The following is a 13,594-nucleotide window of genomic DNA, read 5'->3' on the forward strand; positions in this document are numbered from 1 at the left end:
ATAATGACGCTGATCATGTTATAACATTGCACCCTATGAACATTCTAGAAAAGATCAAGACAAATTACAGTGCCTCCATGAACGAGATGACAGTAGCTGCCTATCTCGAGGAGTGTAAGAAAGACCCGAAAGTTTATGCTAAGCCGGCAGAGCGGATTCTCGATGCCATTGGGGAGCCTGAAATACTGGACACCCGCCAGGACCCCGTGCTTAGCCGCATTTTCTCCAACAAAAGAATTAAGATTTACCCTGCCTTTAAAGATTTTTATGGCATGGAAAGCACCATTGAGCAGATTGTGTCTTACTTCAGGCACTCGGCGCAGGGGCTGGAAGAGAAAAAGCAGATCCTGTATTTGATGGGCCCTGTGGGTGGTGGCAAAAGCTCGCTGGCCGAAAAGCTCAAGCACCTGATGCAGCAGCACCCGATTTATGTGCTAAAGGCTGGCGACCAGGTAAGCCCGGTATTTGAGAGCCCGCTGGGGCTGTTTGCCGATTATACCGAAGAGCTGGAGGCGGAGTATAATATTCCGGCCCGCTATGTGCCGGGCTGCATGAGCCCCTGGGCCTCTAAAAGGCTGCGGGAGTTTGATGGCGATATCAACCGGTTTAAAGTAATCAGGCTGTTTCCCTCCATACAGGAGCAGGTCGCCATCTCTAAAACAGAGCCTGGCGATGAGAACAACCAGGATATATCTACGCTGGTAGGGAAAGTGGATATCCGCAAGCTGGCAGAATACCAGCAGAGCGATCCGGATGCCTATTCTTATACAGGTGGCCTTTGTTTGGCCAACCAAGGCTTGCTGGAGTTTGTGGAGATGTTTAAGGCACCGATAAAGGTGCTGAACCCACTGCTTACTGCCACCCAGGAAAAAAACTACAAAGGCACCGAGCCCATCGGCGCCATTCCTTTCGACGGCATTATACTGGCGCACTCCAACGAGTCGGAGTGGGCGAAGTTTCTGAACGACAAGAAGAACGAAGCCTTTCTGGACCGTATTTACAAAGTGCAGGTGCCTTACTGCCTGCGCGTGAGCGAGGAGATTAAAATCTACGAAAAGCTGATCAGGGAGAGCTCTCTGAAAGATGCGCCATGTGCTCCTAAAACCATTGAGCTGCTGGCCGAGTTTTCGGTTATGTCGCGGTTAAAGGAGCCGGAGAATTCGCATATCTACTCTAAAATGCGGGTATATAATGGGGAGACGCTGCGCGAAACCGACCCGAACGCCAAATCCATACAGGAGTATCGCGACGATGCCGGCATAAACGAAGGCATGCAGGGTATCTCTACCCGGTTTGCGTTCAAGATCCTTTCCAAGGTGTTTAACTTCGACAGCGAAGAAATTGCCGCCAACCCGGTGCACCTGCTGTATGTGCTGGAGCAGGAGGTGATCAAAATGATGCTTCCGCCCGAAACCGAAACCAAGTACCTGCACCTGATCAAATCGGTGCTGGTGAGCAAGTACGCTGAGTTTATTTCTGATGAGATCCAGAAAGCCTACATTGAGTCGTACAGCTCTTACGGACAGAACATCTTTGAGAAATATGTGGTATATGCCGACCATTGGATGCAGAACAACGATTACCGCGATCCGGACTCCGGAGAGATATTTGACAGAAGCATTCTGAACGACGAGCTGGAGAAAATAGAGAAACCGGCCGGCATCGCCAACCCGAAAGATTTCCGGGCCGAGGTGACCAACTTCTTCCTGCGCCACAAAGCCAACCATGGTGGCAAGAGCCCACGCTGGGATTCTTATGAGAAGATCAAGAACGTGATCGAGAAAAAAATCTTCACCAATACCGAAGATCTGTTGCCAGTGGTCACCTTCACCGTGAAAACCAACGAGGAAGACGAGAAGAAGCACAGAGATTTTACCAAAAGGATGAAGCAACGCGGCTACACCGAAAAGCAAATCCGGATTCTGGTAGACTGGTTTATGCGGGTGCGGAAAACGATGGCCTAAGGCGGATAAGTGAGTTTTGAATGAATGAATTTTGAATGAGTGAATGGATGGATGAGTGGTTTTCTAACAGGTTAATCATTGAGTTATTCACGTAACCATTCATTTTATATACAAAATTCACTTATCCTCTCAATCAATCATTCATCTTTCACTCATTCAAAATTCACTTAATCACTCAATCACTCCTTCAAAATTAACCATGAGTCATATTGTTGATAGAAGAAAAAATGATAAAGGGAAATCTACCGGCAACCGGCAGAAGTTTCTGAAGCGGGTGGAGAGCCAGATCAAAAAAGCGATACCGGACATCCTCAGCCAGGAGAGTATTAAGGACAGCAAGACGGGCGGCAGCGTGAAGGTGCCGGTACGTGGCCTGGATGAGCCCGCTTTCCGGCATGACCCTAAAACCGGGAAAAAACAGATCGTGAAGCCAGGCAACGACCGCTACAACGAAGGCGACCGGGTGCCAAAACCAAAGGCTGGAGGTGGCGGCGGTGGCCGTGGCAAGGGTTCCAATAGCCCGGAAACATCAGAAGATGAGTTCACGGTAGTGCTGTCGCGGGAGGAGTTTCTGCAGTATTTCTTCGATGACCTGGCCTTGCCCAAGATGGTAAAAAAGCTGATGGACAGCACCGAGACCTTCGAAATGAAGCGGGCCGGCTATACCCGTGACAGTGTGCCTTCGCGGTTAAACGTAAAAACCAGCTTTCAGCAGTCGCTGGGGCGGCGGCTGGCGCTAAAAGGTGTGTTCGACAAGAAACTGCAGCTCCTGGAAGAGCAGCTTGCCCTGATCACCGATCCCGAAGAGCGGGTAGGGCTGGAGCTGGAAATAGAAAAAGTAAAGCGGCAGGCCAACACCATACCGTTCTTCGAAGACATAGACCTGCGCTATAATAACTTTGAGCGGGTGCCTGTGCCGGTCACCTCGGCCGTGATGTTCTGCATCATGGACGTGTCGGCCTCGATGGGCTACCATGAGAAAGATATTGCCAAACGGTTCTTCACGCTCCTCTACATCTTCCTGACGAGGCTTTACAAAAATGTGGAGCTGGTGTTTATCCGGCATCATACCGAGGCCAAGGAGGTAACCGAGGAGGAGTTCTTCAATTCCCGAGAGAGTGGCGGCACGGTGGTAGCCCCATCGCTGAAACTCATGGACAAGATTATGCGGGAAAGGTACGATGAGAACTGGAACATCTACTGCTGCCAGGCCTCCGATGGGGACGTGTGGTCGAAGGAGGATGCCAAGGAATGTAAGAACCTGGTGCTGGAAACGATTCTGCCCGCCATACAATACATGGCCTACATCGAAATAAACAACAAGAACCGCGAAAGCGACCTTTGGCAGGCCTACAACCGCATCAGCAACGACGAGGACTTCTCTATCCGGCACATCAACGAAGTGTACGAAATATGGCCGGTTTTCCAGGGCCTCTTCCGGAAACGGAACGACTCTGATTCCGGTAGGTGAGGAGGTTGATTCTTGGTTGTTAATTGTTAACTGATAGGGTATAGGAACAGCATTCGAAATGGTGCTGACTCCGTGGTATTCTGGAAAAGTCTTCATCTACTATCTTACACTTACCATTTCAAAAACTGCCATGAAGGATATAGATAAATACAGAGCGATGTTCACTAATCCGAACTGGGATTACGATACCTTGGAGGCGGCAGACCAGGTGATAGGCAGGATTGGGCGGGAGTACCTGAAGCTGAAGACCTACCCGAACCAGATCGAGATCGTGACTTCGGAGCAGATGCTCGATGCCTACGCCCTCACCGGCCTGCCCACTTCTTACCCGCACTGGAAGTTCGGGAAAGACTTTGTGCTCAACCAGAATAACTATACCAAAGGGCGCATGGGGCTGTCGTACGAGCTGGTCATCAACTCTAACCCCTGCATCAGTTACAACATGGAGAACAACTCCACCTGCATGATGCTGCTCGTGATTGCCCATGCCTGCCAGGGACATAACGCCTTTTTCGCCAACAACTACATGTTCCTGGACTGGACTTCTGCCGACTCTATTGTAGATTATATGGTGTTTGCCAGAGACTACATCCTTAAGTGCGAGGAGGAGTTTGGGGAAGAGGAAGTGGAAAAGGTGCTGGATGCATGCCACGCCCTCATGAACCATGGGGTAGATAAATATAAAAAGCCTTCTAAAATCTCGGCCATGCAGGAGAACGAAAGGTTGAAACGTCTCACTGCCATTAAACGCGAGAACTACAACGAGCTCTGGCGAACCTTGCCCCCTTCAGCCGACCTGCCCGAGCCTGGTTCCAAAGAGGAGCACCGCTTCCCAAAAGAGCCGGAAGAGAACATTCTGTACTTTATCGAAAAATATGCACCGGCACTGCCGGTCTGGAAACGTGAAATTATACGGATTGTGCGCAAGGTGGCGCAGTATTTTTACCCGCAAGGTGCCACCAAGGTCATGAACGAAGGCTTTGCCACTTTTACCCATTACCACATCATGAATAAAATGTTTGAGGAGGGCTACGTGAACGATGGCTTTATGCTGGAGTTTATCAAGAGCCATAGCGGGGTGCTGTACCAGCCGGAATACAACAGCAAGTACTATTCGGGCCTGAACCCTTACACACTCGGCTTCAATATTTTTATGGACATCAAGCGCATTTGCCAGGAGCCTACCGCCGAAGACAGGGAATGGTTCCCGAACCTCGTGGGCAAGGACTGGCTGGAGCAGGTGCACTATGTGATGGAGAACTTTCGTGACGACAGCTTTATACTCCAGTATCTTTCGCCCAAGGTTATCCGCGACATGCGGCTGTTTACCATTGTAGACAACGAACTGGAGACAACCTACGAGATTGGCGCTATCCATAACGAGCGGGGCTACAGAAAAGTGCGGGAGCAGTTGAGCAACCAGTACGACCGCTCGTCTTATATCCCTAACATACAGGCTACCAAGGTAGACCTGTACAAAACCAGCAAACTGTACCTGACGCACACCATCCAGAGCGACCGACGCCTGGAAGCCGAAACGGCCAGGGCCACGCTAAAACACATCCGTTATCTGTGGGGGTTTCCGGTTGAGCTCCATTCTAAAAACAAGCTCGGCATAAACGAGAGCACCTTTGAGATAAAGTAAGAGCAGCTGACCAAAATGTTCACTACTCAAATTGAAAAGTTCTTTTCCAGGTTCTTCAGCTTTAACGGCAGTAATATCTCCAATTAATCAGCAGCAGCAACAGTACCTACCATCTCCTGAGGGCCATTTTCATTAGAATAATCAGGCGAGCCAGTGGAGCTAAAAATTCTGGGTATTTTACTGGTACAATGCTGTGTACGGAAACGAAAGAGCATTCTAAAAGCTCATCTATGAATCTGGCTTAGCTGGTGAACCTGTCAGAACAAGTCCAGTGCTCACTAATGCGTTCTCAGAAAATACCGTGGAAGCTGGAAAGCAATTGTTTGCAGCACACACCTGCCTGGTTTGTTACGCCGTGGACGGTAATATGGAGATGTTAGGAGACAACCTGAAGGATGTGGGGAGGCGCCTGTCCAGAGAAAAAATTCTGGAGAAGATTCTCGAGCCGTTCAATCGGATAAAACCCAGCATGATGGCGATCCGGGTAATTAAAAAAACGGGCAGGTGTTAAGTGGAAGGGTAGTGAATGCCAGCGAACAGCAGCTCTCGCTGATACTGGTGGGCAACCACGTGGTGCAGGTGCCCCGGCACGAATTAGAGAGGGCCGAAGACATGCCTGAATCGCTGCTGTATGCCGGGCTCCTGACGGGGTTAACGGAGCCATAAACAGCTGCTCTGCTGGATTACATGGTGAGTCGAAGCCAATGTTGGCAACATTTTAAAACAAACCCAACAGCCTTTATTTATTCTGATCCCAGGGTTCGAAGGTGCCCGTTGGGGTGTCGTGGCTGAAGATCTTTTTAAGAGGCAGCGTTTCTCCTTTTTTTATCTCGAAGTAGGTGTACGAGTACATAAGGCCCCCGTTTCCGGCCGATTTTGGGAGAAGCACATACACAAAATACCTGCCCGGCAAAACCTTTTCATTCATAGTAGACCCGATTGCCCCGTAATCAATTGTATGAAAAGAAGCCGTATTTTTATCGTACACATTGCCAACCTGTATATCGGGCGATAAGGCCAGGTCAAAGTCTTTGTTTTCTGCCTGCCATACATGGATAATTGCCATTTTCGATCCAATTGTAATTTCACCGCTTGAGGACTTTTTCTTTTTAAAAATCTCAAGCTTCATTCTGGTATCAGGTTCTGGCTCGTCTTTTTTACAGGATGTTAGCAGCAATAGCACTGCCATGCATAAAAGTATTTGTACTCTCATGAAAACAGGTGTTGAAGGTGAATTTTTTAAAAAAACCTGAAGTATATGATTGGTATAGTTCTATAATTTACAGAATACTTCTTATACGAGCAAGAGACTCTATAGTTAATTGCAGTTTATTGGTATTTAGGCCCCCATAAGCTACTAACTCGTCAGTATAGCATAAAAATAATCTTACCTGATTTCTGGTATAATACAACCTGTTGATATAAAGCGATTTACGATATTTGTCTCTTGTTAGGGAGTAAAAAGCAGGCTTAAAAATTATTCTATTTTATCTAAAAATATTTTTTAAATCCTGGGTAGGGTCACGAATTGCTAACACGATTGTGAAATTTTTAGGGCTACTTATTAGTGCATCATCCCTTTGCCCTTGCTTCGCCAAATTAAAGATTAGAAATTCAGAAGTACTGGGGAAAATGCTTAAATTTTAGCTCTTATGCATTAAACACCAATTCCATGAAACTTGACATGTTTTATAGCAGCATAACAGCCTTGATGGCTGCCTTTGTTTTGCTCACATCTTTCCCGGTTCAGGGCCAGAAAGGAACCAGGCGCACAGGTACGGTAGAGCGAATTATGGTTCATGGCAAGGGGCTGGAAGGAAACTTGTCCGGAGACTCCCCTGACCGGGAGGTGGCCGTATACCTGCCTCCCGGCTACAAGGAGAACCCGAAGCGGCGGTTCCCGGTGGTGTACCTGCTGCACGGTTTCACCGACAGCGCATCCAAGCTTTATGGCTTCGAGCAGCACTGGATGAACCTGCCTAAGGTGCTCAACAAAGCGTTTGCAGATGGCAAGCGACCAGAGATGATCTTTGTCACGCCCAATGCCTATAGCCGTTTCGGGGGCAGCATGTATTCCAGGTCCGTGACGACCGGTAACTGGGAAGAGTTTATAGCGCGGGAGCTGGTAGCCCACATCGACAAAAAGTACCGCACCATTCCTAAGGCTGAGAGCCGGGGGCTTGCCGGGCACTCGATGGGAGGCTATGGTGCTCTACGGATTGGGCAGCAATACCCGGAGGTGTTCTCGAGCCTGTACCTGCTGAGCCCCTGCTGCCTGGAGGCCAACAGCAATGTGCCGCAGGACTCCGCCGCCAGCGCCAGGCTACAGGCCATCCGGACGCAGGCCGACCTGAACCGGGCCGATTTTTTCACGAAGGCGATGTTTGCCTCGGCAGCTGCCTGGTCTCCTAACCCCACAAAGCCACCCTTCTTCCTGGATCTGCCACTGGAGAAGGGGCAACTGCAACCCTCTGTGCTGGCCAGGTGGAATGCTAACCGCCCCCTGGCCACAATCGATCAAAACATTTACAATATCCGGAAGCTGCGGGCCCTGGCCTTCGATGCAGGCTCCCAGGACAAAAGCATTGCTGCCAGCATCCGGGAGTTAAATGAGATATTGAATAACTACGGCATCAGGCACAGGTACGAAGAGTACGAAGGAGACCATATAAACCGCGTAGCGGAGCGTATTGGCACTCTGCTTCTTAATTTTTATGCAGAGAACCTATCGTTTGAGCAAGAGAGAAAATGAGCACCGAGGTACCGTGTATGTAGTTTGATTAATCCAGGTTGTTGGCTTCGTCGATAATTTTTAGCTGTATAAAACAGCTTTGGGAGTGTTTATCTAAAAGATCAGCAAAAACTGTTTAATAGTCTTTAAATTGACAGACTATGTTGATCTTTTATGTAAACGCTAACCCCAAAAACTATGAAAAATGGAGTCATCAAAACTGCTTTAGCTGCCGCTGTATTAGTGGGCGCGGTTATGTCGGCTAGGGCGCAGACCCTTCCAGCCGATGCAGGTAACTGGGTGGTAGAAACCAACCTGAACCAGAAAAACTACTCTGTTGTCAGGTTCTACGACCAGCAAGGTGCCTTGCTTTATGAAGAAAAACTGCAGGGGGTTTACCTGGATGTCAGCAAGCCCAAAATAAGGAAAATCCTGAACAGGAGCCTTGCCAGCTTCAGGAGCAATACGTTGATAGCCGGCCGCTATTTCAGGAGCAAACTGCCCCCAAATAAGCTGGCACACCGTTAATACGCTTTTGTCCTGTAAAATCAGCATAATGGCAGTCTTATATCGTTAATAGAAAAACCGGCCACTGCAAGTCTGAAAATTTAATTAGTGCGCAGGAAGTACGATCAAGAATCTTTGAGTAAGTGCGGAGTAATTGTTTTACAGCAGATAAGTCAAATTATTTGAATGAAAGCTGCCCTCCGGAGCTGCTACTGCGGAATCGACTTAGGCAAATAGATTTTACCTGAATGTAATTCATGCTGTTTGAGGTTAAAAAGGTGGGGCAATGCTGGCACACAGCGTCAGGTAAGTTCCCGGAAGGCGATAGGGCAGGGCTCCGGCACATAACAGGTGGCGCATTAGCTCATTTGTGTTAAGTATTAGCAACGGAATAACCTAAAAAGGGGACGGGCTGATGCAGGTCCAGCCGCCATCTATCACCAGGCTCTGGCCTGTAATGTGCCTTGCCTCTTCCGATACCAGGAACAAGGCCGCCCTGGCAATATCGGTAACAGCGGCTGGCCGGCCCATGGGGGTAATGGCAGACCAGGTAGCTTCATACCCGGGCTCCTGCATGGTCCTTTCAGTAAGGGTAGCTCCTGGGGCAAGGGTATTCACATTAATCTTATAGGGCGACAGTTCAATTACCAGGTTTTTAGCCAGCATTTCGATGGCGGCCTTGCTCATGCTATAGGCCGCCAGGTTTTTGTGTGCCTGGTGCCCCGTAACAGAAGACATAAATAGCAGGGAGCCTCCGGATGCCTGCCGTATCATTTGCCGGGCTGCCGCCTGAGCCAGAAAGAAGGTTGCACCCAGATTTACCTGCATTACTTTGCTAAAGGCTTCTGGGGTGTAATTTAAAAAATCGCCGAAAAGGGTTATCCCGGCATTAGCAACAATAATATCAACTGACCCAAACTCTGAAACCGCTGTCTCAATCAGTTGCTCGATAAACATTGTGTCGCTGGCGTCGCCTGCCAGGGGCATGCAAGATCCGTTTTCCTTCCTGATTAGCCTGCTGGCGCTCTCAGCAAGGCCGGACTGCAGGTCGTTCAGAAGCACGTTTGCGCCGGCATTTGCCAGCTGGCGGCAAATCTGGAGCCCGATACCCTGGCCAGCACCCGTCACGATAGCCACTTTGTTCCTCATATCCCTCTACTTTTTGATGGAGCCTTTGCTGTTCCGGTATAGGTACACAGCTAGCAGGATATAGGTTGCCTGACTAAGCAATTTGCAGAATGTTGATCGGGAGCGGCTGGTGTCTTGCTTTGGCTTTAAGCGTGCTTTTACCTCACCCTGTTCTGCTACTCAGTAAGCTACTAAAGCTCTTCTAAATTAAAATCAGAAATTAAAAATTAGGAATGACGGCATAAAAAGCGTTTAACCTTGCTACAAATCAAAGTGGGCAGCACTAGTTAGAGTAGGAAGGATGTGGAGCCGAAAGCAGCCTCTATACCGGTTTTGTTCATAACCCCGAAGGAAGAACCAGCTACAGGAAGGTAACGCAGCCGGCACCAGCAGAGGCTCCGGAGGGCCTTTTTCATTAGCATAATTGCCCTCGCACCCGTATGGCCAGTTTTTTGGAAGCTACGGCTTTTCAGGCCAGGCAGTAAATAGGGGCAACCGTATGTGGTGGAGCAGCGGCAGAACCCAGTACCAAAGCTCCTGGTTTGAATGACAGGAGCTTTGGTATAGACTGCCAGAAATGATTTCAAGTTTGTGATTCGTTCTGTAAAAATTTCAGCTTCAGGAAGGCGGCAGGAACAGCTCTAAAACAAAACGTCTGCTATGGTCATTGCCATAGCAGACGCCTGCCCTTAATAATTGGAGCTAATTTCCAGTAAGCTTCTGAAAGCTTAAACCAGGCTTCTCGCCTGTCTGTATAAAAACCCGCAATGTCAAAAGTACTTTATTATACGGTACTGATGGCCGAGGGTTTTATGTTTGGAGCTTGTTCAAATTAAAAATTAGTAATTCTGGACACTGTGCTTTAAAGGCCTTTAGAAAAGCATAATCATCTATTTATTGTTTGTGATTTTCTGAATTCATTCCGATAGTTTAACTCTACTGCTCAGGCACCAATTATTTGGCCGGGCTAGGTGCCAAGCGGGAAACTGAAGACGAACCCGGTGCCGTCGGGGGTGATGCCATCTATGCGAACGCTCCCGCTACGGGAGGCGTTCAGGGCATTGTTAAGGTCGGCGAGGCTGTCGACGGGTTTGCCGTTCACATTGGTGATGATGGTGCCCCTCGGTATTCCGGCAGAATCGAAGAAGCCTCCTTTCTGAAGCTCCGTGATGTATAGGCCCGACTTCAGCCGGTAGCGCTGTTTCACATTGTCGGGAACAGGGGCAAAGGAGGCGCCCAGGCGGGCTTCCAGGCCGGTGCTGGCAACAGCGGTGGCAGCTTCTTCCCCTTTCAGTACAACGCCGGCATTGGCCGTGCGGCCATTGCGCAGGTAAGACAGCTGCACTTTATCTCCGGGATGGTGACGGGCAACCCTTTCTGATAGCTCCGCTGAGGAGGTAACCCGGGCCCCGTCGATGCTCTGAATAATATCGCCTTCTTTTAAACCGGCAGCCGCGGCTCCGCTTCCGGGCTCAACGCCTAGAATATAAACGCCACGTACTGAGGCAGGGTCGATTCCCCGCTCCCGTAGTATCTGATCTTCTACGGCGGGAGCCGGGAAGCTTACGCCTAAATACCCCCGCCTTACTTCGCCATACTTTCTGAAGTCGCCCACCACTTTTTGCATCAGGTTAGCAGGAATGGCAAAGCCATAGCCGGCATAGCTTCCGGTTTGAGAGGCGATGGCAGCATTTATACCAATCAGTTGCCCAGCCGTATTCACCAGGGCGCCACCGCTATTGCCCGGGTTAATGGCGGCATCTGTCTGTATAAAAGACTCAATGGCGGTGTTGGCGGCAGTTTCGGAAGGGTCTGCGTAACTGTCCTGGCTGGGCCGGTTCAGAATACCGATACTGCGGCCTTTGGCACTGATAATGCCGGCCGTAACCGTTGAGTTGAGCGATAAAGGATACCCCACGGCCAGTACCCATTCCCCTACCTGCACATTGTCTGAGTTTCCGATAGGCACCACGGGCAGGTTTGTGGCTTCTACTTTTACCAGGGCCAGGTCCGTGCTGGGGTCACGGCCAATCAGTTTGGCCTCATAGCTTCGTTTATCGGGCAGCGTCACTGCTATGGCAGAGGCATTTTCTATCACATGGTTATTGGTCACAATATATCCGTCTGGGGTAATAATTACACCTGAACCTGAGCCTCGGGCGGGTGCAGAGTTTTGAGGCATGCCAAAAAGCTCGAAGAATGGGTTGCCAGCCCCGGAGGAAGCCCTTGTATACAGGGTTTTGATGTGTACCACGGCAGGCGTAACGGTGGCCGATGCCTTCACAAAATCGAGGTTTGCCGCCGGGGAGCCCGGTCTGACAGGGCTATCTGAAAAGTTCAGGCTCAGGTTGCCGGCAGATGAGTCCGGTTCATTTTCTTTGTTGTCGATATAGCGGTAGCCTGCTATGGCCAGAGCTACCGAGATCAGCATAGTGAGTAATAAGAGGCTGGCTTTCTTCATGTCATGTAAGTTTTTCACCTTATTTACTTATTTGTTTACCAGCAGTTACAAGCTAACATAGCTGCTGGCTGGTAAGCCTTTCCGCAAAAGGATACAAGATTCAGGAGACCACGCGCGCTGGCCCTGACTGTTGGGCTATGGTGTAGAAAACAGCCGTGCCTCACACAGGATTTTCTTCTGCCTTGTTTCGTTTCATCTTCGGATACTCACCTTTGAAGCAGAGGTTTATGCCGCAATTTACTGGGCCATTATCTACTAAACGGTTAGTTTTTTTGAATGTTTTCTGCTGCTTCAATACAGGTGGGGAGCCTGCCGCCGCTAGGCACACCCTCTGCAAAACATTAGGCAAGATCCGGGCTTACCGCTGGCAGCTGGGTTATGTGGCAGGCCTTCACAGCCGCTACTCCTGCGGGGCAGGGCCAGATGCCCGGAGAGCACAGCGGCGGGAACCCATATCGGCCGGGCTCCTTCCGCTATACAAGTTTATTGTGTATATTGGTCACTAAAAGTCTGCCTAATGATCGAACGCCAGGTGTACCGCATGCATAAAGCAGGTTCCATCAAAAACCTGAAGCTGTCCGTTGAAGCTCTCGGCCACCCCAAATCTGATGAGGTTTGCGTGAAAGTGAGAGCCATAGGGTTAAATTTTGCCGATATTTTTGCCATGCAGGGCCTCTATAGCGCCACACCCGCCGGCTCGTTTATTCCGGGGCTTGAATTTGCGGGGGAGGTGGTGGCGGTAGGTGCCGGTCTGGAAGAATGGAAGGTGGGAGACAAGGTGATGGGGGCGACGAAGTTTGGCGGCTATGTTTCGCATATCAACATCCACCACCGCTACGTTATTCCGCTGCCTGACGATTGGAGCTTTGAAGAAGGTGCCGGGTTTCTGGTGCAGGGACTCACGGCCTATTATGCCCTGACAGCGCTGGGCAACCTGCAGCGCGGCATGACGGTGCTGATCCATAGTGCGGCAGGCGGTGTTGGAATTCTGGCTAACCGGATCTGCAAAAAGTACGGCGCCTATACCATCGGCACCGTAGGGCAGTCCGGCAAAGTAGATTTTCTGCAGCGGGAAGAAGCCTATGACGCTGTGATTCTCCGGGACCGCAATTTCTACTCTAAACTGAAACATGCGCTCGGTGACCGGCCGCTCCGCCTGATTATGGAATGCATAGGAGGGGAGATTCTGATGCAGGGCTGGAAAGCGATGGCTCCCATGGGCCGGATGGTCGTGTATGGCAATGCCAGCTTCACTAGTCACGGCGCTAAGCCCAATTACCCCAGGCTCGTTTATAAATTTCTGAAACGCCCCAAAATAGATCCTTTGCGTTTACCCACCCAGAACAAGTCGCTCATGGGCTTTAACCTCATCTACCTTTACGAGCAAACCGATATGATGCACGAGATGCTCCACGGCCTGCAGAAACTTGAACTCAGGCCACAGCATATAGGCCATGTGTTTGATTTTAAGGAGATGCAGGAGGCGATACGCTTGTTTCAGCAAGGCAAAACGGTGGGTAAGGTTGTGGTGCGGGTGAATAATTTGTGAGGATTAGCTATGGAAGGCAAGCCCCACCGTGTCTGTATGGGCACTGAGGTTATTTTATGGCCTCTACAGGCCGTTGAGCAAGTTTTGCCGGCTCAGCTAGCTTATAGCCAATGACTGAACTTACCGGCATTCAACATT

Annotated in this window: 10 protein-coding genes; 7 read left to right on the top strand and 3 right to left on the bottom strand. The window is 49.8% G+C overall.

Annotation, left to right across the window (positions count from 1 at the left end; genetic code table 11):
• The first annotated feature begins 35 nt into the window (after positions 1–35).
• The 4 genes from FJM74_RS09145 (at position 36) to FJM74_RS09160 (ending at position 5,746) form a co-directional block, all read left to right on the top strand.
• Positions 36–1,964, top strand: a complete 1,929-nt coding sequence (locus tag FJM74_RS09145) for a PrkA family serine protein kinase (RefSeq protein WP_187262298.1) — start codon at positions 36–38, stop codon at positions 1,962–1,964.
• A gap of 199 nt (positions 1,965–2,163) precedes the next feature.
• The gene (locus FJM74_RS09150; protein ID WP_187262299.1) at positions 2,164–3,435 is read left to right on the top strand and encodes a YeaH/YhbH family protein; all 1,272 of its coding nucleotides are present in this window, start codon (positions 2,164–2,166) and stop codon (positions 3,433–3,435) included.
• Positions 3,436–3,565: 130 nt separating this feature from the next.
• Positions 3,566–5,080, top strand: a complete 1,515-nt coding sequence (locus FJM74_RS09155) for a SpoVR family protein (protein WP_187262300.1) — start codon at positions 3,566–3,568, stop codon at positions 5,078–5,080.
• A gap of 504 nt (positions 5,081–5,584) precedes the next feature.
• A complete protein-coding gene (locus FJM74_RS09160) occupies positions 5,585–5,746 on the top strand; it encodes a hypothetical protein (protein ID WP_187262301.1) in 162 nt (53 codons plus the stop codon).
• 73 nt (positions 5,747–5,819) lie between these two features.
• Here FJM74_RS09160 and FJM74_RS09165 read toward each other — a convergent pair whose 3' ends face one another.
• On the bottom strand, positions 5,820–6,146 hold the full coding sequence (locus tag FJM74_RS09165) for a hypothetical protein (RefSeq protein ID WP_187262302.1): 327 nt from the start codon (positions 6,144–6,146) through the stop codon (positions 5,820–5,822).
• 606 nt (positions 6,147–6,752) lie between these two features.
• Here FJM74_RS09165 and FJM74_RS09170 point away from each other — a divergent pair.
• Positions 6,753–7,832, top strand: coding sequence for an alpha/beta hydrolase (locus FJM74_RS09170; RefSeq protein ID WP_241739029.1), 1,080 nt, complete (start codon positions 6,753–6,755; stop codon positions 7,830–7,832).
• Positions 7,833–8,009: 177 nt separating this feature from the next.
• Positions 8,010–8,339 (top strand): hypothetical protein, encoded by a 330-nt coding sequence (locus tag FJM74_RS09175; protein WP_187262303.1) that lies wholly within the window; start codon positions 8,010–8,012, stop codon positions 8,337–8,339.
• 375 nt (positions 8,340–8,714) lie between these two features.
• Here the strand turns inward: FJM74_RS09175 and FJM74_RS09180 are convergent, their stop codons facing one another.
• Together FJM74_RS09180 and FJM74_RS09185 are read right to left on the bottom strand one after the other, a co-directional pair.
• Entirely contained in the window at positions 8,715–9,467 is a 753-nt protein-coding gene (locus tag FJM74_RS09180; RefSeq protein WP_187262304.1) for an SDR family NAD(P)-dependent oxidoreductase, read from the bottom strand.
• Between the two features lie 946 nt (positions 9,468–10,413).
• Positions 10,414–11,925 carry a trypsin-like peptidase domain-containing protein gene (locus FJM74_RS09185; protein WP_317175547.1) on the bottom strand — a complete coding sequence of 504 codons (1,512 nt, stop codon included), beginning with the start codon at positions 11,923–11,925 and terminating at the stop codon, positions 10,414–10,416.
• Positions 11,926–12,424: 499 nt separating this feature from the next.
• On the opposite strand from FJM74_RS09185, the gene FJM74_RS09190 reads away from it, so the two are divergent.
• Positions 12,425–13,456 carry an alcohol dehydrogenase catalytic domain-containing protein gene (locus FJM74_RS09190; protein WP_194349974.1) on the top strand — a complete coding sequence of 344 codons (1,032 nt, stop codon included), beginning with the start codon at positions 12,425–12,427 and terminating at the stop codon, positions 13,454–13,456.
• Positions 13,457–13,594: the final 138 nt, after the last annotated feature.

The sequence above is a fragment of the Pontibacter beigongshangensis genome, assembly GCF_014332515.1.
In the GTDB taxonomy this organism is placed as follows: Bacteria; Bacteroidota; Bacteroidia; order Cytophagales; family Hymenobacteraceae; genus Pontibacter; species Pontibacter beigongshangensis.

Bases quoted from the DNA above. Each gene is read 5' to 3' on its own strand.
- FJM74_RS09145 (WP_187262298.1), top strand. From the start codon at position 36: ATGAACATTCTAGAAAAGATCAAGACAAATTACAGTGCCTCCATGAAC.
- FJM74_RS09175 (WP_187262303.1), top strand. From the start codon at position 8,010: ATGAAAAATGGAGTCATCAAAACTGCTTTAGCTGCCGCTGTATTAGTG.
- FJM74_RS09155 (WP_187262300.1), top strand. From the start codon at position 3,566: ATGAAGGATATAGATAAATACAGAGCGATGTTCACTAATCCGAACTGG.
- FJM74_RS09150 (WP_187262299.1), top strand. From the start codon at position 2,164: ATGAGTCATATTGTTGATAGAAGAAAAAATGATAAAGGGAAATCTACC.
- FJM74_RS09165 (WP_187262302.1), bottom strand. From the start codon at position 6,146: ATGGCAATTATCCATGTATGGCAGGCAGAAAACAAAGACTTTGACCTG.
- FJM74_RS09180 (WP_187262304.1), bottom strand. From the start codon at position 9,467: ATGAGGAACAAAGTGGCTATCGTGACGGGTGCTGGCCAGGGTATCGGG.
- FJM74_RS09190 (WP_194349974.1), top strand. From the start codon at position 12,425: ATGATCGAACGCCAGGTGTACCGCATGCATAAAGCAGGTTCCATCAAA.
- FJM74_RS09170 (WP_241739029.1), top strand. From the start codon at position 6,753: ATGAAACTTGACATGTTTTATAGCAGCATAACAGCCTTGATGGCTGCC.